The organism is Nostoc sp. DedQUE09 (genome assembly GCF_034530915.1).
Classification (GTDB): domain Bacteria; phylum Cyanobacteriota; class Cyanobacteriia; order Cyanobacteriales; family Nostocaceae; genus Nostoc.
This window is the reverse complement of the sequence record NZ_JAVRCE010000029.1, coordinates 68,546-89,858: the sequence shown is the minus strand read 5'-3', so window position 1 is coordinate 89,858 and position 21,313 is coordinate 68,546. Positions and strand designations below refer to the sequence as shown.

Genomic DNA, 21,313 nt, shown 5'->3' with positions numbered 1-21,313 from the left:
GCTCCCCTGCTCCCCTGCTCCCCTGCTCCCCTGCTCCCCTGCTCCCCTGCTCCCTCTCCCCGCCCACTCCGCATCTTAGAAAGAGGGGTTGTCACTGCGAAATCTAGAAATTGGGATCAAATCTTCAGCAAAAACTTCTATGAGCGCAACACAATCTAACAACCTGCCACTTTGGGTACAGAATAGAGATAAGGTGATAGCAGAAAGCACTGATGTCGAGTGGCGCTATCAGACACCGCCTGATTATTCCCGTTCAAATGAGAATCTTGCGAAAGAAAGCACCTACAATCATCTTGAAGGCACACTGGAAGCGATCGTGCAAAACTTGGTGAGAACCTTCGAGATGGAGGTATCTTTCAAAGCTAACCCGCAAGAGTGGTTATCTATAGTGAATGAGAACTTTCGCGTAAGTACCAATGGCGGAGCAGAGTATACCGCAGCAGATTTATCAGCCCAAGGTACTTACAATTTATTTATGGCTGATTCAGAGCATTATAAAGCTTCAGAAGAAAGCTTTGAATCATCCGCAAAAGTCTTCCACACAACATTTCCCCAAGGATTTCCTTGGGAAGTACTGGAAGTTTTCTCAGGGCCGCCGAATGTAACATTTAAATGGCGGCATTGGGGACATTTTAACGGAGAATACAAAGACCATGCACCTACTGGAGAGACGCTAGAAATTATCGGCATGACCATTGCCAAAGTTACCGATGACTTGAAGATTATTTCCTTAGAACACTACTTCGACAATAATCTGTTCTTGGAAAAGCTAACATCTGGTGGCAAACAGACAAAATCTGAAAACCAGAAAAGTGCTTGTCCGTTCAGTTCTTGGTTCAAGAAATCCCAGAAAAGTTAGTTTTGTCAGGGTACAGAGTTACTGTGCCCTGAAATTATTCACATAGCAACCAAAGGATGAAAATGCAAACATACCATTACGTTTTGGCAAGTCACCGCTTTCTTCTCGAAGAAGAACCGATACACGAAGTTCTCAAAGAACGCACCCGTAACTACCACGAACAAGAAAAACAAATAGATTTTTGGTTGGTTGAGCAACCAGCTTTCTTGGAAACACCGCAGTTTAAAGAGCTAAAAGCAAAGTGTCCCCAACCAGCAGTAGCCATTATTTCTACAAATCCTCAATTTATTACTTGGTTAAAACTGCGTTTAGAGTACGTTATTACTGGCGAATTTCAGGCTCCTTCTGAGGCAATACCAGATGCTTTAGCATCGTTAGTTACCGTATCTTAGGCATAGGGCATTGGACATTGGGCATGGAAAAAAAACAAGGAAGATAAAGGAGACAGGGAGAGAGTTGTTCAATAATTCTCCCTTGTCCCCTTGTCTCCTCTGCTCCCCTGCTCCCTTGCCCCTCTGCCTCTTCCCCATTCCCTAATTTTATTTTTGAGTAACAAAATATATTTTTTGACACATATTTCATCACCATACTGAAGTAGCTAGGTTTTCAGCTTTTTTCTTATAAAATCTTCTAAGACACCTTAATTTACATAATCTAACTTTTGTGCATAGATTTCAGAATTTACCAAGTGTTTTAGGATTAGCGATTGTAGGGTTGATTGGTGGTATGAGTTCTGTACTTGCTCAAAAAACCATTCCCTCTTGTCAACCACCAAATGCGGGTGAGTATCTTTTATTAGTAGTCAGTCCCACAGCAAATAATCAAAAGCAGTTACGTAGTGCCTTACCACCCGAACTTAAAACTATCACCTGCAAATATCTCAACGAAACCGTGACGCGAGTCGGGGGTTTTAATAAAATTGACGATGCCAATCGTTGGGCAAGATATGTCAGCAATATTGTTGGCTTGTCTGCCATAATTACCACTCGGCCAACAACAACGGCAGATGTGCAGCCGCAGCCACAGTCACAGCCAAAACCACCTCAGCAGACAGTCAGCTATAATCCTCAAGCATTAGGAGAAGGTTATGCAGTACTGGTAGATTATTACAACCGCCCAGAATTAGTAAATAATGTGCAGCAAGTAGTCGGAGGTAACGTCGGTTTTGTTTCTTATGGACAACGCCCTTACCTGCTAGCAGTTTATACCACTAACCAAACTGAAGCTTATAATACATTGCAAAAGCTAAACAATGGCGGTTTCGTTGCCAGCCTAGTAGATAGTCGTAAGGTGATTCTACTGCGCTCGACTGTGCGATTTTAGTAATATTAACTTCACTGGCATCCTGATGCGATCTACCAGATTGGTAATTTGTCAATTGACCTAATTTTGGATTTTAAATTTTGGATTTTAAATTCAAAATTTAAAAGGGTTTTCAGCGAATATATTTATACTCGCTCTGTGAGAAACAAGTTATTTGTAACAAATCCTTTCATCCTTAATCCCCTGAATTTATTCATGGGATAAATCTAAAATCCAAAATCCAAATTTGATTGACAAATTACCAATTACTAATTATCAATATCCGCTCAAACAAAGATTTATTGCCCTAGTTCAATAAGCAGACCTAGCTAACCAATAGATAGTTATACCCAAAGCCGACCCAGCGATTACCTGAACTGGTGTATGTCCGAGTAATTCTTTCAGACGGTCTTGGCTAAAGTCTGGTTTTTCATGGAATAATTCATCAATCATTTGATTGAGAATACGAGCTTGCTTACCAGCCGCTTGACGAACTCCGGCTGCATCATACATGACAATGATGGCAAAAACGATCGCAACGGCAAAATCAGGAGATGCCCAACCCAGTGTTTGGCCTACACCAGCGGCTAGAGCCGTAACCAGAGCCGAATGGGCACTGGGCATACCTCCGGTTGTCACCAAAACACGCACGTTCAATTTGCGATGTTTGACTATTTCAACTACGAGCTTTAATGCTTGAGCAATTAAACAAGCTACCAGAGCAACCAGCAGCACCCGGTTGTCTAAAATGTTGCCTATGTCCTGCATGTTATTTTGGTTAGGTTAGTAAATATTAGCAGCAGTTGTTGGTTGAGGAAACATTTAGATTCAACCCAAAATTCCTAAATTAATCTATTACGTTAGAAAAAGACCAGCGATTCAAAATAACCTCAAAGCTTACGTGATAAGCTTTTGTAATTTTGAATCAGTGAATTTTTAATTTCGTTGGGCAGTAGTAGTACAGTATGGTGTAAATAAACTACTCATTCCCAATCAATGAAACGCTTGCGGTATAGGAATTACGAACTTGTACTGAGCGCAGCCTCTCGTAAAGAAGTATTACGAATTACCTAAAGCGTTACTAATTATTACGGCTGGTAATAAAATGAGCGATCGCTTGGAGTGGTTTGGCTCTGTCTCCAAATGGTTCTAATTCCACGCAAGCTTCTTTAACTAGTTCTTGGGCTTTTGAGCGCGATTCCTCAAGTCCCCAAAGGCTGGGATAGGTAACTTTTTGGGCTTTTTGGTCTTTGCCAGCTGTTTTACCTAATTGCTCTTGGGTAGAAGTGATATCCAAAATATCATCGATGATTTGGAATGCTAGCCCAATATTTTGAGCATAACGGGTTAGTCGTTGCACATCTTCAGGTGATGCATTAGCAATCAGCCCGCCACAAACTACGCAAGCTTCCAAGAGGGCGGCAGTTTTGTGTTTATGAATGAAATTTAGGGTTTCTAGGGAAATATCAGATTTACCTTCCGACTCTAAATCGACAACTTGACCGCCGACCAAACCAGCTGCCCCCAACGCCCGACCAAGACGGGCAATAACCTGCAAGACTACCTCTCTCTTAACGCTTTGGGGGGTTTGAATGGCAACAGACTCAAAAGCAAGAGCCAACAAGCCATCCCCAGCCAAAATCGCTACATCTTCACCATAGACTTTATGATTTGTCAGCTTGCCACGGCGGTAATCGTCATTATCCATCGCTGGGAGGTCATCATGAATCAACGACATTGTGTGGATCATCTCCACAGCACAAGCTGTTGGCATGACCATTTCGATGGTTCCACCCATCATTTCACAAGTGGCAAGACAAAGAATGGGACGTATGCGCTTACCTCCAGCTAATAACGAGTAGCGCATCGCCTCATAAATCTTTTCTGGATAAATGACTGGGATAGCCCGATCCAAAGCATTATCACAAAGCTTTTGTCGCTCTTTTAGATAGCCTGCTAAGTTAAATGTGGCTTCCTCTGGTGGTGTCTTTTGCACGTTATCAGTTGCTACCATTCTTTAATTCCTAACATTTTGCGATTTTTGCGTTATACGTCACAATTTTAAGGTGCTGTGGGGCTGAAAAAAATGAAAAGTTAGGAGCAGAGACGCGATTAATCGCGTCTGTACAGGATTTAGGAGTTAAGAGTTGTTAAGAATAACTTTTAACTTTCACTCTCTTTCTTCTTTTGCCGCTCTGGAATAGCTAGCAAATGTATTTTCCAACAATATGGCAACAGTCATCGGGCCAACACCACCAGGAACTGGGGTGATAAATCCTGCAACATCAGCGGTTGATTCAAAATGGACATCGCCAATAAGACGACTTTTGCCATTAGCATCGGTGACGCGATTCATCCCCACATCTACCACAACAGCGCCGGGTTTCACCATATCAGCAGAGATCAATCCGGGACGACCTACTGCTGCAATTAGAATATCAGCATTTTGGGTGATGGTTTTTAGGTCATGCGATCGCGAGTGAGCGATCGTGACTGTGGCATCAGCTTCTAATAGCATCAGCGCCATCGGTTTACCCACCAAAATACTGCGCCCCACTACTACTGCCTGTTTTCCCTGCAAAGGAATCTCATATTCTTGTAAAAGGCGCATCACACCAGCCGGGGTACAGCTACGTAAACCGTTTTCTCCCCGCACTAATCGCCCCAAGTTAACTGGGTGCAGTCCATCAGCATCTTTATCGGGATCAATTTGATGTAGCAGAGTTACAGCATCCAGGTGGTTAGGTAAGGGCAACTGCACAAGAATGCCATCCACTCTTTCGTCGTGGTTGAGTGCAGCAATTACCTCTTCTAACTCCTCAAGGGTAGTTTGGGTAGGAAAATGCTTACCAAAAGAAGCGATCCCAACTTTAGCGCAGGCTTTTTCTTTATTGCGTACATAAGCGGCTGACGCTGGGTTATCACCAACCATCAACACTGCTAAACCAGGTGGCCGTCCAATTTTTGGTTGTAATTGTGTAATCGCAACAGAAAGTTCTTGCTGAATTTTTGCTGCTATTGCTTTCCCATCAAGGAGTTTGGCAGTTTTTGTTTCCATGAAAATTTCCAGCTATGTTCGCTTGTTGTCCAAAGTCCAAAATGAAAATATTGATTTTTAACTCTTGACTTTCGACTATTATTGTGTTGCTGTTTGATGTCGTAGCGTTTCTCTCACAGTAAATTCATAATGTTTATTTTCTCAGATCAACGGCATCATCTGAAGAATAAAGAATTGGGAGAGTGGGAGTGAGGGAGCAGAGGACCAGAGGAGCAGAAGAGCAGGGAGAAATAAGTTGCAGTAAGTCTTTCGCCTTTGCACCTCTGCCTCTTGTGCCAAATGCCCAAAATAAATAAATCGGTGGCTTTTATGCGACAAATAAGAAATTTATCTTTTTCGTTCTTGTACGGGCACAGTATTGTTCCTTACCGTTTGGGGTTGACTTTTTTTCTGATAACAGGACTTTGTAGTTGTGGTAACTTCACATCGCCTGGTTTGCGTGGTGCTGGCTTAAAAATTGGGACAAATGTCACTCCAATTGGAGAAATTAAACCAAAACAAGACAATCAGGCTATAGTTTACATCCAAGGTCAGGTAGAAAAGCAAGCTCCCCTGATCAAACAGTGGGCTTATAAAATTAAGGACTCAACAGGCAAAATTTGGGTAGTCACCAATCAAAAAAATCTGGGTGAAGGTTCAGAAGTTGTAATTAAGGGTAAAGTTCGCTACCGAAGTATCCCCTTAGCTGGCAAAGAATTGGGGGAAGTTTATTTAGAAGAAGAATAATCCGCAATTAAAAATAAAGACATGAACAATCAACAGGTGCACGTAGCGATCGCAATTCTCTACCAGAAAAACAAGTTTCTTATGCAACTGCGTGACAACATCCCCGGTATTCTCTACCCTGGTTACTGGGCGCTGTTTGGCGGTCACATCGAACCTGGTGAAACGCCGGATGTAGCGGTAAAACGAGAAATCTTAGAAGAAATCGGCTATGATTTACCACCCTTTCTTGAATTTGGCTGTTATCCCAACGAAAGAGTTGTCCGTCATGTCTTTCATGCACCACTCTTGGTGGAATTAAATCAACTGGTTCTGAATGAGGGCTGGGATATGGCGTTATTTACGCCAGAAGATATTCGTCAAGGTAACTGTTATTCACAAAATGCTGGCGAAGTGCGACCTTTAGGGGCAATGCATCAAAAAATTATGTTGGATTTTATTGAGAAAAATCCAACATAATTTGGGGATAAGTCATTTGTCATTGGACATTGATTATTAATTCTTCTTCCCCTACTCCCTCGTCCCCCATTCTTCACACCCCTAGAAGCCAAAATAAAGTTAGAACGAACTCTTATGAGGTCATCACTAATGCAATCAGCAAACAAACTGCCGCGATGGTTGACTATAGGATTGGCATTTCCCATTGCCATTCTCAACGGCTGGCTATTGCTCCAGGTTATACAGTATTTTCAGCCCTTAGTTAGCATTATTGCCGCCGCCATCCTGCTAGCTTTTGTCTTGAACTATCCAATCCAGTTTCTCCAGGAACAAGGGGTGAAACCCAACTTAGCGATCGGAGGAGTGTTGCTTTTAACTCTGGTAGTTTTAGTAGCTTTAGGCATCACTTTGGTTCCTCTGATTATTCAACAGCTTGTTGAACTGGCTAATATTTTGCCTAGTTGGATTGATTCTGGTACTCAGCAACTCCAAGCTTTTCAGGATTGGGCGTTAAGTCAACAGCAACTTCCGATTAATTTAAGTGGTTTATTTACCCAAGTTCTGGAACGATTATCTAACCAACTTCAGTCCTTCACTGGTAGAATTCTTGGTTTTGCTGTCGATACTATTGGTATTGTCCTCAATGTGCTGCTGGCAGTAGTGTTGACTATTTACCTAATATTGAATGGTGAACGTCTTTGGGACGGAATTTTTCAGTGGTTTCCTCCTAATATTGGGTCAAGAGTACGGGAATTACTGCGAGAGGATTTCCACAATTACTTCATCGGTCAAGCAACATTAGGAGCTGTGTTAGGGGTGACAATTACACTGGTATTTTTAGCACTGCAAGTTCCCTTAGCTCTATTGTTTGGTATTGGTATTGGCTTATTTTCACTTTTCCCTTTTGGTACAGGAGTCGGTATCGCCATAGTAAGTTTGTTGGTAGCGCTGCAAAATTTTTGGTTAGGGGTGGAAGTCTTAGGTGTAGCTGTTGCGATCGATCAAATTAATTCTAATATTATTGCACCTCGAATTCTCAGCAATTTGACTGGCTTAAATCCTGTGTGGGTGGTAATTTCTTTATTGCTGGGCGCAAAGTTGGGAGGAGTACTGGGTTTGTTAATTGCGATCCCGATTGCCAGTTTTATCAAGGATATAACAGATAGCTGGCGGGCTGGAGAGTTTAATAAGATAGAGGATATACAGTCAGAGCCTGTTACGGTAATAAGTGATAGAGCAGGAACTTATAGTTAAAATCCAATCATTCAGATTAATTTACAAACTGGTGATTTTGCCCATAAATAAAGCGTAAAATTCTAATTTATGATGCTAACAAACAAGAAGCTATTAATTTGTGCATCAAAAATTTTCCAGTAAGTAAAATTATCGTAAAAAACTTGAATATAAGTGTAGTCTGCACTTTTCTACGAAACACTACGCAAATAACAAAGCTCTGTTACCACAGCAAGTCTCGCTATTTACATATAAGAGCAAATTTGGTAGCACATTAATTAACGAGCAACCCCTACAAAAACATCATAAAATTCCTTATTCTTCATGTGAGAACGGAATACAACACTTGCAGAAAATGACTGCGAAGCACTACGCTGGAAAACCTAAGCAGTCAGTATTTTTAAAAAATGAAAAGTTGTTTAAAACTTACCTTTGATAATGGGCAAACAGCATTAGCTACTCAAGTTAAGCAGCAAGCAGAATTGCCAAATGCTCTTGAGGAAATAGGGCTTGGCGGTTCGCGTCCTGTTTTAGTAGTAGTGGGGGGTGCAAGTAACATCAGTAAAGCTGACTTTCTCCGAATTCAACGCTTGTTTGTGGAAGTTTTAGCCCCCATTGCCGAAACTTTAGGGGCTTATGTCGTGGATGGAGGTACGGATGTAGGAATTATGCGAATGATGGGTGCGGCTCGTACCCAGATAGGTGCTAAGTTTGCTTTGGTTGGTGTGACACCCGAAAGCAAAGTGGCTTTACCTAATCATTCGGAAACTGCTGCTGATTTAATACCCTTAGAGCCAAACCATACTCATTTTGTGCTAGTTCCTGGTAATGATTGGGGCGACGAGTCTCCTTGGATATCTTGCGTTGCGACTATGCTGGCCAATGATGCACCTTCGATGACACTACTCTTGAACGGTGGCGAAATTACCTTTAAGGATGCGTTTTCTAGCGTTGATAGTGGAAGGTTAGTTATTGTGATTGCTGGTAGTGGTAGAACCGCAGATATACTTGCAGATGCTTTGCGTGGAAAGGCTAGTGATGAACGAGCCAAAAAGCTAGCTAAATCTGGTACATTACAATACATCGACTTACTCGACATAGAGAAAGGAGTTGAGAATTTAGGCAAAGTAATTAAAGGGTTACTTTCTAATTAGGAGTAAAAAATGGCAAAAAAAGATAGTTATCACGATTTTTTAAAAGAAGATTTTAACAAATTATTTGCAGAGATTAACTTAGGTGATATGCAAAAACATTTTTTGCGATCGCGCTGGTTAGAACAAGTACTTTGGATGGAAAATAAGGCGAATTTATCGCGCGATCGCCATTATTTTTTACGGATAACAACGATTATTGGTGGTGTAATTCTTCCAGCATTGGTAAGTCTAAATATTAACACTAATTTTAAACCTAACAATAGCAATAGGAATATCATTATGTGGTCAACTTTTGGTCTGAGCCAATTAGTTGCTATCAGTGCTGCCATTGAAGAGTTTTTTCACTATGGAGAACGCTGGCGACACTATCGCCGAACAGTTGAGTCTTTGAAAACCCAAGGGTGGCAATTCTCACAGTTGACTGGCCCTTATCGTATTTATCCAAGCCACGAACAGGCATTTAATCTATTTGCAAGTCATGTAGAAGATATTATTCAGCGAGATGTGGAAATATATGCCACTCAAGTTGTACAAGAAAAGAAAGAAGAAAAACATAGTCAGGAAGAATATATCCTTCCCCAAAATACAAAAATAACCAATTTAGAAGAGAAGAAAGACGAAGCATAAAATTGATTCAATAAATTCTTTGATATTAGATAAAAACATAATAATACTTAGAAATAAAGATAAACCCCCTTTATCCCCCCGATATATTGGCGGTAAACTTGAAATCTTGCCCCCTCCCCAATACATACGGGGAGGGTTGGGGAGGGGTGATTCAAGGATTTTTGCAAGAGACTCCATGAGCTACGCTCACAAGGAACAATGAAAATGTCTTTTCCTCCTGCCTTCTGCCTTATTTTCAAGACAGGTCTATTCTGTTGTTTCAGCCAGCCCATTCTCTTGAACTTAACCCCATAGAGTGCGTCTGGGAACGATCTCAAGCAAGACCTGAAATGGGAGTTATTTGATAACCTGGAGCATCTGCCAACCAAGGTTGCTCAACTTCTAGCTGAACTGACTCCTAAAATTGCTGCTTCTTTGACTGGTTATGATTTCATCCTAAATGCCTTATCTGTCGTAAATATTTTTTGAATTGGTATTACTCTCAGGTATAGATGGACACTATAGTATCTTGATTGATTTCACACAGAAATTCTGGGACGTAGATGATTTCTATGCCATCTGAAAACTAATGTGGCAGAAAAGGCCCCAACTGCCGTTTTTTGAGTTCATCGAACTCACATTAAATTAATCCTCTAAAATCTTGATTTCATCAAGTTGATTAATTACCACATCCGCACCTCGGACATTATCTGGTTTACCTACCCAAGTGATACCAATACAACCTGCGGCTTTAGCATTACGTGCCATTTGCATATCACCAACTGCATCACCCACCATCAAGGTAGCATTCGGTTCAACTCCCAAAGCTTGACAAGCTTGCAAAAATAGAACGGGATCTGGTTTACTCGGCCCCTCATCTACTCCCATTTCCAACTGGATATAATCGCTTAACTGGTGATTGGCTACAAAATTACGTACTTCTTGAGTTGTCGCAGCCGAGAGGATACCAAGCTTTAGCCCACCATCTCGCAGGTATTTCAAAATTTCTAGGCTACCTACAAAAAGTGGTGAAGGAGTTTGTCCAATGTATTTTTCTGCTTCATCCAAAGCTTGACGAGCTATTTTTAAGCACTCAAACCATCCTCTTCCAGTTTCGGCAATATATGCCGCAGCCGCAACTTCTGTTTCACGGCGACTCGCTACTGATATTAAACCTGCGGGATCTAGAAGATTGCCATTGATACCAAATGCCATCAATAAAGGTTCCCCAGTCCCAGGGATTTGAGCATCTATTAATCTTGCTGCCTTTTGTGCTAGCGATCGCAAATACGTTTCTGAATCTTCTAGAGTACCGTTTTTGTCAAACAAAATTGCTTGGATATTATCAAAAGTGATATTTCTACATTGAATGGTTGCCATAATATTTCACCCCACTTATTTAGTTAGAAGTTAAGAGTTATTATTCCTAACTCTTGTACAGATGCGATTAATCGCGTCTCTACTCCCACCTCTTGTACAGACGCGATTAATCAATCGCGTCTCCCAACTCTTCACTCTCACCGATTCTCCACATAAAAAAAGAGGGAAAAACCCTCTTTATAAAATGATTTGATACTCTTACTCCAAGACAAGTAAAACTATAAAAAATCTATTAGTCTTCAATAGCTGCTGGAATTTCCTCTTCAATTTCCGTCGCTGCTGGAATCTCTGTTTCAATTGCCGCAACTACTGGAATATCTTCGTCAAGTTCTGCTGCTGCCGGAATATCTTCGTCAAGTTCTGTTGCTGATGGAATATCTTCGTCTGCAAGAACTTCCGCAGGTGTAGCCGCAGCAGTAGCACCTTGCTGCTTGGCTAATAGCTGTTCGCGATACTTAGCAGCCATTTCTTCCGCCTTATCGTAAACCAAATCCCGGTTTTTAATCATGTCGCCGGGTTCGGGTTCTAGCTGCTTGGTAGATAGGGAAATGCGACCCCTTTCTGCATCCAAGTCAATGATCATAACTTTCACTTCATCATTGACATTGAACACGCTATGAGGTGTATCAATATGTTCGTGAGAAATCTCAGAAATATGCAGTAGACCACTGACGCCGCCAATGTCGATGAAAGCACCGTAGGGTTTGATACCACGAACAGTACCAATTACTACTTCGCCGACTTCTAGGCGGTTCATCTTGCGTTCAACTAGCGCCCGACGATGAGATAGAACAAGACGATTTCGTTCTTCGTCTACCTCTAGGAATTTCAATGGCAGATCCTCACCTACCAATTCTTCTTTAGGTTTGCGGGTACTGATGTGGGAACCTGGAATAAAGCCACGTAATCCCTCAATTCGTACCAATGCTCCACCGCGATTGGTTGCAAATACGCCAGAACGGACAGTCGCATCTTCTGCTTGCAGCTGTCGCACGCGTTCCCAAGCCCGCATATATTCAATACGGCGAATGGAAAGGGTTAATTGACCATCTTCATTTTCATCAGTAAGGATAAAAAATTCGCGTGTTTCGTTTGACTGTAATACTTCTTCCGGGCTATCCACCCGGTTAATAGACATTTCTTGTATGGGTATATATGCTGCGGTTTTAGCACCAATGTCAATCAGAGCGCCGCGCGGCTCTATACTGAAAACTGTTCCTGGTACAACATCGCCAGGGCTAAAATGATAATCGTATTTGTCAAGTAGAGCAGCGAAATCTTCGTGAGTGAATCCAATTTCTGTAGCGGTTAAATTCTGATTGACCATGCTGATTTGTTCCTGGTTCTAGTCTCCGTAAAGGTGGTGCGACAAGCGCGATGCGCGATGTAAGCAGTACTATAGCAGCTTACACAAAACATCCTTTTTCATCCTAGCGCAGAAAAGCTAGCATTAACACATATCTACTCCCAAGATTGGAAATTATATCACAATATTTAGTCATTGGTCACTGGTCAATTGGTCATTGGTTAGTAGTTAAGAAGCAACATAAAAGACAAAGGACAAATTACAAATGACAAATATAATAATATCCGTTGCCACCATACTTAGTAGCAACGGATATTAAGATTAAATCCGCTTAAAAGTCTGTGGATAGGATCTACTTATCTTTTGGTTTCTCAAAGCGAGGGGGTTCGCGAAATGCGATCGCAAAGAAGAGAGTACCTATACACAGAGTAAAAATCAAGATGTACGCAACGCTTTCCATATTACGATTTCCTCTTTATCCAGCCAGTAATTAAAGTTCTGAGTGCTGAGCGCTAAGTGCTGAGTCAGAGCCTTAACTCGGAACTCAGCACTTCTTTACTCAGCACTGAAATTAAAGGGCTTCTTTCCGGCGGGTTGACTTGTCACCCACTTTCTGGAACAGACCCCACTCAACTTGCTCTTCAAGATCGGCGTCAACACCAGCAAATACGTCTCGGTAGATTGTCCGAGCGCCATGCCAGAGATGACCAAAGAAGAACAGCAGAGCAAATACGGCGTGTCCAAAGGTAAACCAACCTCTAGGACTGGTGCGGAATACACCATCAGAGTTCAAGGTTTCCCGGTCAAATTCAAAGATTTCACCGCCTTGAGCCTTACGGGCGTACTTCTTCACATCAGCTGGTTCTGTAAAGGTCTGACCATTCAGATCGCCACCGTAGAAACTAACGGTAACACCAGATTGCTCGAAGCTATATTTAGATTCTGCCCGACGGAAGGGAATGTCAGCCCGGACAATTCCATCTGCATCAGTCAAAATCACTGGGAAGGTTTCAAAGAAGTTAGGGAGACGACGCACGGTCAATTCTCGTCCTTCAGAATCTTTGAATACGGCGTGACCTTGCCAAGACTGAGCAATGCCATCACCCTTCACCATTGGCCCTGTACGGAATAGACCGCCTTTAGCGGGGCTATTACCGACGTAATCGTAGAAAGCCAATTTTTCAGGAATCTGCGACCAAGCTTGCTCAAGGGTTGCACCTTCAGCAACGCTAGTTTGGACGCGGCGCTGAATTTCTTGACCGAAGTAGCCTTGATCCCATTGATAGCGGGTAGGGCCAAACAATTCGATGGGTGTGGCGGCGTTACCGTACCACATAGTACCAGCAACAACGAAAGCAGCGAAGAAGACTGCTGCAATACTGCTAGAAAGTACTGTTTCAATGTTCCCCATCCGCAAGGCTTTGTAGAGCCGTTCGGGGGGCCTAACTGTCAGGTGGAATAAGCCTGCAATAATACCAACAACACCAGCGGCAATGTGGTGAGCCGCAATGCCACCAGGGTTATAGGGGTTAAAACCATCTGGGCCCCATTCTGGTGCTACTGCTTGTGCAGCGCCAGTTATACCATAAGCATCAGAAACCCATATCCCCGGACCAAATAGTCCGGTGACGTGAAAAGCACCAAAACCAAAACAAAGTAGACCAGATAAGAATAGATGAATGCCAAACATCTTTGGCAAGTCTAAAGCGGGTTCACCAGTGCGGGGATCTCTGAAGAGTTCCAAATCCCAGTAAACCCAGTGCCATACGGCAGCTAGGAACAGCAGACCGGAAAGAACAATGTGAGCGGCAGCAACGCCTTCAAATGACCAGAAGCCAGGATCGCTTGATGGTCCACCAGTAACGTTCCAACCACCCCAAGATTGGGTAACACCCAAACGTGCCATAAAGGGTAGGACGAACATCCCTTGACGCCACATCGGGTTGAGAACTGGATCACTAGGATCAAAAACAGCTAGTTCGTAGAGTGCCATCGAACCAGCCCAGCCTGCTACTAAGGCTGTGTGCATTAGGTGTACAGAAATCAGTCGCCCTGGATCATTCAGAACGACTGTATGTACTCGGTACCAGGGTAGTCCCATCGACTACGCTCCTCCTCGATGAGTTAGTTTACAAAGCAATTTTCTTACTGAGGTTATGAGAGACGAAAATCGCCACTCATAAAACTCTCTCTTGTTTTTTGTTATTGCCACCAGAGTATCACCACAGCTTAGTCTTAATAAGTCAGACAGCGTGGGTGCTTTGGCAATGCTTACTCGCTTCGGGAGGTTTACCTATGTTAGGGTAGCCATCGCCAAGCAAAAATGAGAATGTTTTAAAAAGTGTAACTATTGATGGAATTGTTTGCAAGCGTGTAAATTGATGCGATCGCGTAGCATCTCCAAGTTTTTTCGCTACCAATACCCGTCGGGGATGAAATTTGCTTATCTTTTCTTTACCTGGGGAGTGGGGAGAAGGGGAGCAGGGGAGCAGAGAAGTTTTAGTAAGTTTTATCCCCTCTGCCCCTTTGCACCTCTGCCTCTCATGCCCCAGATTTACTGAACCACCAAGTGGATATTTTGCAGTTGACACTTCGCCTCAGCTGTACCCAGGCGTTCAATTACCTGTTCGGCGCTCATCAGACGCTTGAGTACTACTTGGCCGATGGTCTGACTACCAATTACTGGTGTTGTTGGCTTGACTTCCACGGTTAAAACGGCTTCTTCAACTCGATAAAGCCAGAGCAATTCATTTTCTTCGACTAAACAAATATTCATTCGCTGAATATCTGGTTGGCGTCGCCATGCAGTTATTTGCCAGAGTCCATCAGATGCCCAGACTCTTGCAACTGCCCATCCCTCAGATAGAAAGAAATACTTCACGGTCTTAGTCTCACTATTAGACTTTCAATCTGCTGTTAACGATATCGCGATCGCTTTAGTCGCTAATGTTCAAACACTGTTCTTTTTGAGAATACAGCTAATCTTGACGATAAACTGCTCTATCGGTGTCTGTTCCCAAGCAGCAAGAGCTAAAATCTCAACTTACACTATTTGGGCTAAGGTCAAACCTTAACAAGACCTATTTTCCTAGTAACTATGAATTTACGACAAATTTAGCCAATGTTGAAAATTCTAATTAAATAAAAACTTTTCAATACTTAATAAATCTTAAATGTCAAACTTTGTATTTTATTAATGATTTTTGTAACAAAATAGTGCATAGGCGTAGCCCGTCGTAGACATCTTACAGCAGCAATTAACTTAATTATGAAGTTGAGTATCCGCTATAAATTTTTAATTTAGATGGCAACGGAGTGTTCCCTCAAAACAATAACCACTATAAATTGTGAAGATTCAGCAAAAGAGTCACAAATGTAGTAAAATTGCTGACCGCTGATATCAAGTATATTACTGCTATGACCTGGTTTTCCTTGTCCGTGAAACGGTGGGGTCGGATTACACAATTCCTATCTTTGTTCTGTCTATGTTTATTTTTAGTTGTTAGCTGCGCTCCTCGTCCGCAATCAACTACGCCGCCATCAGGTTCTGTAAATACCTCTACAGGTGATGGTCGTATTACTATCGGTACAACAGCAAAGCCAAGAACCCTCGATCCGGCTGATGCTTATGAGTTAGCAGCTTTAGGTTTGGTGTTTAATATGAGCGATCGCCTCTATAATTACGAACCAGGAAGCACCGAAATTAAACCCCAACTAGCTACAGCATTACCCAAAATCAGTCAAGACGGCTTAACTTATACTATCCCTTTACGTCAGGGAGTAGTTTTTCATGATGGTACTCCCTTCAATGCTCAAGCAATGGCCTTTACCATCCAGCGCTTTATTGAAAATAAAGGAAAACCCTCATTTTTACTAGGTGATATAGTAGATTCGATAAAACCGACAAGCGAGTATGAGTTGACAATCAAGCTGAAAAAGTCCTTTGCAGCTTTTCCCTCACTGTTGGCATTTCCTGGAGTGTGTGCCGTTTCTCCAAAAGCTTACGAAGTCGGCGCTGGTAAATTCAAGCCGAATATTTTTGTGGGGACTGGTCCTTACAAATTAGGACAGTATGGTACTGATTCCATCCGATTTGATGTATTTGATAAATATTGGGGAGAAAAACCAGTTAACAAGGGTGTTAATCTCCAAATTCAAACTAGTCCAGTTAATTTGTTTAATGCTTTCCGTACAGGGGCAATCGATGTAGCTTATCTGTCGCTGCAACCAGATCAAAATCGGAGTTTGGAAGAAGGTGGTAAAAAAGGGGATTGGCAAGCGATCGCAGCTGAAGGTAGTGTAGTAAGTTATCTGGTATTAAACCGGAATCAAAAGCCTTTAGATAAATTAGAGGTAAGACAAGCGATCGCATCCATAATTGACCGTCCACTTTTAAACGAGCGAGTCTTACTTGGTCAAGCAGATCCGCTTTATAGCATGATTCCCACAACATTTAAAGTTTCTGTGCCATTATTCAAAGATAAATATGGTGATGCTAACTTCGATCAAGCTAAAAAATTATTAGCTACTGCTGGCTTCTCCAAAGAAAATCCTGCAAAAGTACAAGTTTGGTATCCTTCTAGTTCACCTACTCGTAGTTTGGCAGCACAGACACTCAAATCCCTTGTGGATGTCAAAATGGATGGAATACTCCAATTTGAAGTTACCCAAGCGGAAGGGCCTGCCTTCTTTAAAGACATTGCCAAAGGTTTGTATCCGGCAGCTTTACTTGATTGGTATCCAGACTTTTTAGATCCAGATAATTACGTCCAGCCATTTTTATCTTGTGACAAAGGTTCAGTTGCTAAAGGATGCGAAGATGGAGGCAGTCAAACTCAGGGTTCGTTCTACTATAACGAAGCCATAAATAAATTGATTGATGGTCAACGCAAAGAACAAAACCCCGAAGCGCGTCAGAAAATTTTTAACGAAATTCAAACGCAAGTTACTACTGATGTACCTTACGTTCCCTTATGGCAAAACAAAGACTATGTATTTGCCCGAAATGGTGTTAATGGCGTAAAACTTAACCCTACCCAAATTTTGCTTTACCAAACACTTAAAAAGTAGTCATTAGTCATTAGTCATTAGTAAGAACTCTTGACTATTGACTTTTGACTATTCGATAAAAAATTTCTTGTTCAATATCTATCTATTTGATAGTTAAAATAGTTCCCAAAAGTGCTTTGTGAATTTTAAAATTTAAATTACTTATGTCTCGTTCTAAAGCTTTACAATATTACATTGTTTCTCGCTTGCTTCTTGCGCCACTTCAGCTATTAACGATCATCACCATTGTATTTCTTTTACTAAGAGCAACACCAGGAGATCCAGCAGATGCAATCCTTGGTGGACGTGCCCCAGAAGCTGCTAAAGAAGAATTGCGAAAACAACTCGGTTTAAACCTACCGGTGTGGCTACAGTATCTAAATTATTTGGGAAGTATACTGCGCTTTGACTTGGGAACTTCTTTAATGAGCCGCGGACAAAATGTCTGGGACATAATTGGGCAATATTTCCCGGCGACGGTGGAATTAGCAGTGTGTAGTATGGCGGTTGCACTCATCGTCGGAATTGCGGTTGGGACTCTTTCGGCTTCTCGTCCTGGGACATATTTTGATGTCGGCGGGCGCCTATTTGGTATCATCACTTACGCACTCCCTATGTTTTGGGCGGGAATGCTTTTGCAGTTGATTTTTTCAGTCCAATTGGGTTGGTTTCCTAATTCCAACCGCTTTCCGCCCAATCTGCCGGCTCCAACTACTGTCACTGGATTGTATACAATTGATAGCTTGCTTGGTGGAAATTTCACTCAGTTTTTTACATCTTTGCACCATCTGGCTCTACCGAGTCTCACTTTGGGAATTTTGCTCAGTGGAATTTTTGAGCGAATTGTGCGAGTGAATTTAAAGCAAACCTTGCAAGCAGATTATGTAGAAGCTGCTAGAGCCAGAGGTATTGGTGAAAATAAAATTTTAGCCTCTCATGCTTTAAAAAATGCGCTAATTCCAGTGATTACAGTCTTGGGATTAACTTTTGCTTCTCTGTTAGGTGGGGCGATTTTGACAGAGGTAACATTTTCTTGGCCTGGGTTAGCTAATCGATTGTATCAAGCGATCGCCGATCGCGATTATCCCACAGTCCAGGGAGTGCTAGTCTTTTTTGGTGCGATCGTTGTGAGTGCAAGCATTTTGATTGATATTTTAAATGCTTATGTAGATCCGCGAATTCGATATTAAGCTGTTGGACATTTTGTTAAATTTCTTGAGAAATACCACTAGCTAAAATACCAAGAATTTTATTCACATCTTTGAGATAATACTCGCTTAAATCAATAGTCAATGTTTGTGCTTCTAGTTTCAGGAATTGCCAAATACTGCCCGTTGTGACTGCGCCGTAAATTGTTTTAATCTCAGTTGCAGCTTGCTGATTAAAAATTTGGGCTGCTACCATTTCTGCTGCACACTGACCCAAACCCCCATTAATATTTTCTTTTTTAGCTTCTACAACTGTAATTACTGGTGCTGTCAAAATTAGAATTTCTGGAGATTTAGTAATAATAAAATCGCAAGTGCCGTTTAATCCTTTGCTACTATCGACAGTAAAATCTACTCCCGAAAATAAACTAACTTGTTCGTGTAATTGTCGGCGTAAATCAACTAAAATTGGAGCAATAATTAACTCAGAGCGAGCTTTTTCACTATTACTGCCTAAAGCGATATCCAGGTTATAATTGAGTGTTTCTACAAGTAAATTACTTGCTGTTAATTCAGGAACAGTAGCGAAAATATCGCGTTTTTCTAATGTGATTAAACTAAACTCTTGTTTTGCTTTAGCTAAACTAAACTCGCTGTAGGCCATAGAACTACTACTCCGTTTAGTTTCTAGTTGGAGAATACACACCTAATTTTTGCACAAATATCAACTTAAGCTTCTAAAAGCTTATCTTCTTAAACTACGCGGGTCGAGTGCATCTCTCAGCCCATCACCAAGTAAATTGAATGCCAGCACTGTGAGGATAATCAGCACAGCCGGCGGCCAAATTAGCCAAGGTTGCAACACCAAAATTGAAGCATTGCTAGCCAGAGAAAGCATATTGCCCCAAGAAGGGTCTGGTTGTTGAATACCCAAACCGATGAGACTCAATATCGCCTCTGCACCAATAAAGCTAGGAATTGCAAGAGTCGCAGAGATAACTACATAACTAGCCGTTTGCGGTAAAACGTGACGGACAATGATATAAATTGGGTTCCCGCCCATTGCACGCGAGGCTTGAACAAATTCTCGCTCTTTAATTGATAGTACCTGTCCCCTAATGACCCGTGCTAAACCAGCCCAGCTAATTACCGAAGTAATCACCACAATCAGCAAAAAGCGCTGGGTACTACTTAAACCCGCTGGTAAGACTGCGCCCAATGTTACCAAAAGATAAATACTGGGGAAAGTCATTAGCACTTCAGCCAAGCGCATAATGACGCTATCAGTCACACCGCCGAAATAGCCGGAAATTCCCCCGATGAGCAAACCGAGGGGATAGGTAATGATAATCCCAAAAATCCCGATAAACATACTGATGCGACCGCCATGCAGCAAGCGACTAAATTGGTCGCGGCCTTGGTCATCAGTGCCCAAAATATTGACTTTTGCGCCAGTTGTTGTGCCAAATAAATGCCGATTTAAGGGGATACCACCAAAGATTGTGACTTCATCCCACTTGGGCGGTAGTGGCAAACTTATCTGCAACAATCGGTATTCTGGCCCGGAGACAAATAGACGCAGAGGCGAAGGCTTTGTTGAGTCTACAATGATTTGGCGATCGCCTGTATCTAAATTCGTGTCTCCCTGAGTCGTCGGATAAACATAAGGCCCAATAAACTGCCCTGACTGAGAAACCCAATGTATCTTAGTTGGTGGCAGCAGTGAACCATTAGGCTGTGAAGCATAGGGGTCATAAGGAGCTACGAAATCAGCTGCAATTACTCCTACATAGAAAATTAACAGCAAAATTGCCCCAAATCGTGCCAAAGGATTTTTCTTAAGTCGTCGCCACCAATCCATAGTAGTTAGGAGTTATAAGTTAGGAGTTATTAAGCTTTTATCTTAATTCATAACTCATGATTAATAATTTTCAACTCTTAAACTCCTAACTCTTAACTTTTAACTCCTAACTCCTAACTGCCAACTGCTAACTTCTCTAAATACCGCTGCTGTTCTTCCTGTTGTTTTTCATGTTCCACAACAAACACGTTTGAGTAGAGATTAGCGAGAATTTGTTTTCCCTGTTGTGTCAATGATAGGTAATGCAGTCCTTCTTGGATATAGGGATAGACGCCATTCCAATAAAACTTAGCATAGTTATTGCGTAAATCAGCAGGGGTTTTATAGCCCAAAACTTTATTTACACCAGTTTCTTCAAATTCGTAAAATAAAGAAGTAATTTTCTTCAGGTAACGCGGGTCGCTTAGTTGACCAATCAAATCAGCAGCACGGACTAATCCTGCAAAGCACTTTGTATCTTGATGATCTTCTGCCGCAGGTACGGGAAATCTAGTCAATTCAATATTGCTCTTGATTGCGTCAGCATCTATTAACTTGTGACCTCCAAAACGCTCATCAATAAAAAGCTTGGCTCTATCAACATGATACGGCGTTAAACTGGCATCAGAAGCGCCAGCAGCCACAGAAATCATTCTGCCATTTTTACCTGTGGCATATAAGTTTGCTGTTTCTCGGTCTTGCCGACAAACCCCTTTAACGTAACCAATATCGTGACACACTAAGGAAATAATACAATGCAACCAGTCTTCACTGGAAACACCGCCTTCCCTAATATGTTTGCCACGTAAAATTTCTTGCCCTACTAGGGCGACTAGGACTGTGTGTTCAACATTGTGATAAAGGGCGTCGCTATTGGCAATGTTTTCCAAAGCCATGTTACCTGCCCAGGCGATAATATCCTGATAATCATTTTTAAAGCAGCCATAAGTGCGACGGTAGCCGTCTCGAATTTCATTTACAAAGGCATCAATTAAAATTTCAGTGGCATTAAACATATCTGCTTACTCTGGTAAATACCAATTTGTTATTGATTGGATTGATTTCAAAATTCCATAGTCAAGGCCACCCTTGCTGGAATTTAAGACAATGGAGTTTGCTCCTTTGTAACTCACGTATAGCTGTGGACGCTAGCTTTATCTATGCCTGGATGCATGGCTTCCTGGCAACACCAAGGCTTTAGAGGAATGCTTGATTAA

The 21,313-nt window shown here is 41.9% G+C and carries 22 protein-coding genes; 10 read left to right on the top strand and 12 right to left on the bottom strand.

Annotation, left to right across the window (positions count from 1 at the left end; translation table 11 throughout):
- Positions 1-139: 139 nt before the first annotated feature.
- The 3 genes from RMY27_RS19190 to RMY27_RS19180 all read left to right on the top strand — a co-directional run bounded on the left by RMY27_RS19190 (position 140) and on the right by RMY27_RS19180 (position 2,182).
- A complete protein-coding gene (locus RMY27_RS19190; protein WP_322665889.1) occupies positions 140-859 on the top strand; it encodes a SnoaL-like polyketide cyclase in 720 nt (239 codons plus the stop codon).
- 62 nt (positions 860-921) lie between these two features.
- The gene (locus RMY27_RS19185; protein WP_322665886.1) at positions 922-1,251 is read left to right on the top strand and encodes an MgPME-cyclase complex family protein; all 330 of its coding nucleotides are present in this window, start codon (positions 922-924) and stop codon (positions 1,249-1,251) included.
- A gap of 271 nt (positions 1,252-1,522) precedes the next feature.
- A complete protein-coding gene (locus RMY27_RS19180) occupies positions 1,523-2,182 on the top strand; it encodes a hypothetical protein (RefSeq protein ID WP_322665884.1) in 660 nt (219 codons plus the stop codon).
- A gap of 291 nt (positions 2,183-2,473) precedes the next feature.
- On the opposite strand, the gene RMY27_RS19175 is transcribed toward RMY27_RS19180, so the two are convergent.
- The 3 genes from RMY27_RS19175 to folD form a co-directional block, all read right to left on the bottom strand.
- On the bottom strand, positions 2,474-2,929 hold the full coding sequence (locus tag RMY27_RS19175) for a divergent PAP2 family protein (RefSeq protein ID WP_094350479.1): 456 nt from the start codon (positions 2,927-2,929) through the stop codon (positions 2,474-2,476).
- Positions 2,930-3,242: 313 nt separating this feature from the next.
- Positions 3,243-4,175, bottom strand: a complete 933-nt coding sequence (crtE, locus tag RMY27_RS19170; protein WP_322665882.1) for a geranylgeranyl diphosphate synthase CrtE — start codon at positions 4,173-4,175, stop codon at positions 3,243-3,245.
- A gap of 156 nt (positions 4,176-4,331) precedes the next feature.
- Positions 4,332-5,219, bottom strand: a complete 888-nt coding sequence (gene folD / locus RMY27_RS19165) for a bifunctional methylenetetrahydrofolate dehydrogenase/methenyltetrahydrofolate cyclohydrolase FolD (protein ID WP_322665880.1) — start codon at positions 5,217-5,219, stop codon at positions 4,332-4,334.
- A 309-nt stretch (positions 5,220-5,528) separates the two neighbouring features.
- Here folD and RMY27_RS19160 point away from each other — a divergent pair, with 309 nt between their 5' ends.
- The 5 genes from RMY27_RS19160 (at position 5,529) to RMY27_RS19140 (ending at position 9,394) form a co-directional block, all read left to right on the top strand.
- Positions 5,529-5,945, top strand: a complete 417-nt coding sequence (locus tag RMY27_RS19160) for a hypothetical protein (RefSeq protein ID WP_322665878.1) — start codon at positions 5,529-5,531, stop codon at positions 5,943-5,945.
- A 21-nt stretch (positions 5,946-5,966) separates the two neighbouring features.
- Positions 5,967-6,401: an NUDIX hydrolase gene (locus RMY27_RS19155; protein ID WP_322665876.1), complete on the top strand. Its 435-nt coding sequence runs from the start codon at positions 5,967-5,969 to the stop codon at positions 6,399-6,401.
- A gap of 129 nt (positions 6,402-6,530) precedes the next feature.
- Complete coding sequence (locus RMY27_RS19150; RefSeq protein ID WP_322665874.1) at positions 6,531-7,634, top strand: AI-2E family transporter; 1,104 nt, start codon at positions 6,531-6,533, stop codon at positions 7,632-7,634.
- 386 nt (positions 7,635-8,020) lie between these two features.
- Positions 8,021-8,767 carry a hypothetical protein gene (locus RMY27_RS19145; protein WP_322665872.1) on the top strand — a complete coding sequence of 249 codons (747 nt, stop codon included), beginning with the start codon at positions 8,021-8,023 and terminating at the stop codon, positions 8,765-8,767.
- Positions 8,768-8,776: 9 nt separating this feature from the next.
- The gene (locus RMY27_RS19140) at positions 8,777-9,394 is read left to right on the top strand and encodes a DUF4231 domain-containing protein (protein ID WP_322665870.1); all 618 of its coding nucleotides are present in this window, start codon (positions 8,777-8,779) and stop codon (positions 9,392-9,394) included.
- Positions 9,395-10,018: 624 nt separating this feature from the next.
- On the opposite strand, the gene RMY27_RS19135 is transcribed toward RMY27_RS19140, so the two are convergent.
- The 6 genes from RMY27_RS19135 to RMY27_RS19110 form a co-directional block, all read right to left on the bottom strand.
- Positions 10,019-10,753, bottom strand: a complete 735-nt coding sequence (locus tag RMY27_RS19135; protein WP_322665868.1) for an HAD family hydrolase — start codon at positions 10,751-10,753, stop codon at positions 10,019-10,021.
- Between the two features lie 232 nt (positions 10,754-10,985).
- Positions 10,986-12,080, bottom strand: coding sequence for a 30S ribosomal protein S1 (locus RMY27_RS19130; RefSeq protein ID WP_322665866.1), 1,095 nt, complete (start codon positions 12,078-12,080; stop codon positions 10,986-10,988).
- 331 nt (positions 12,081-12,411) lie between these two features.
- Complete coding sequence (locus RMY27_RS19125; RefSeq protein ID WP_084227385.1) at positions 12,412-12,519, bottom strand: photosystem II reaction center protein T; 108 nt, start codon at positions 12,517-12,519, stop codon at positions 12,412-12,414.
- Positions 12,520-12,630: 111 nt separating this feature from the next.
- Positions 12,631-14,160 (bottom strand): photosystem II chlorophyll-binding protein CP47, encoded by a 1,530-nt coding sequence (gene psbB, locus RMY27_RS19120; protein ID WP_322665864.1) that lies wholly within the window; start codon positions 14,158-14,160, stop codon positions 12,631-12,633.
- 142 nt (positions 14,161-14,302) lie between these two features.
- Positions 14,303-14,650: a hypothetical protein gene (locus tag RMY27_RS19115; RefSeq protein WP_322665863.1), complete on the bottom strand. Its 348-nt coding sequence runs from the start codon at positions 14,648-14,650 to the stop codon at positions 14,303-14,305.
- Positions 14,614-14,940 (bottom strand): hypothetical protein, encoded by a 327-nt coding sequence (locus RMY27_RS19110; RefSeq protein ID WP_289795423.1) that lies wholly within the window; start codon positions 14,938-14,940, stop codon positions 14,614-14,616. The genes RMY27_RS19115 and RMY27_RS19110 overlap by 37 nt, the downstream gene beginning before the upstream one ends.
- A 536-nt stretch (positions 14,941-15,476) precedes the next feature.
- Between RMY27_RS19110 and RMY27_RS19105 the strand changes: the two genes are divergently transcribed.
- On the top strand, positions 15,477-17,129 hold the full coding sequence (locus RMY27_RS19105; protein WP_322665861.1) for an ABC transporter substrate-binding protein: 1,653 nt from the start codon (positions 15,477-15,479) through the stop codon (positions 17,127-17,129).
- Positions 17,130-17,272: 143 nt separating this feature from the next.
- Positions 17,273-18,298: an ABC transporter permease gene (locus tag RMY27_RS19100; RefSeq protein WP_322665859.1), complete on the top strand. Its 1,026-nt coding sequence runs from the start codon at positions 17,273-17,275 to the stop codon at positions 18,296-18,298.
- Positions 18,299-18,314: 16 nt separating this feature from the next.
- Here the strand turns inward: RMY27_RS19100 and RMY27_RS19095 are convergent, their stop codons facing one another.
- The 3 genes from RMY27_RS19095 to RMY27_RS19085 all read right to left on the bottom strand — a co-directional run bounded on the left by RMY27_RS19095 (position 18,315) and on the right by RMY27_RS19085 (position 21,112).
- A complete protein-coding gene (locus RMY27_RS19095; RefSeq protein ID WP_322665857.1) occupies positions 18,315-18,920 on the bottom strand; it encodes a hypothetical protein in 606 nt (201 codons plus the stop codon).
- A gap of 81 nt (positions 18,921-19,001) precedes the next feature.
- Positions 19,002-20,117, bottom strand: a complete 1,116-nt coding sequence (locus RMY27_RS19090; RefSeq protein WP_322665855.1) for an ABC transporter permease — start codon at positions 20,115-20,117, stop codon at positions 19,002-19,004.
- 113 nt (positions 20,118-20,230) lie between these two features.
- Positions 20,231-21,112, bottom strand: coding sequence for an Npun_R2479 family HD domain-containing metalloprotein (locus RMY27_RS19085; protein ID WP_292728868.1), 882 nt, complete (start codon positions 21,110-21,112; stop codon positions 20,231-20,233).
- Between the last annotated feature and the right edge of the window lie 201 nt (positions 21,113-21,313).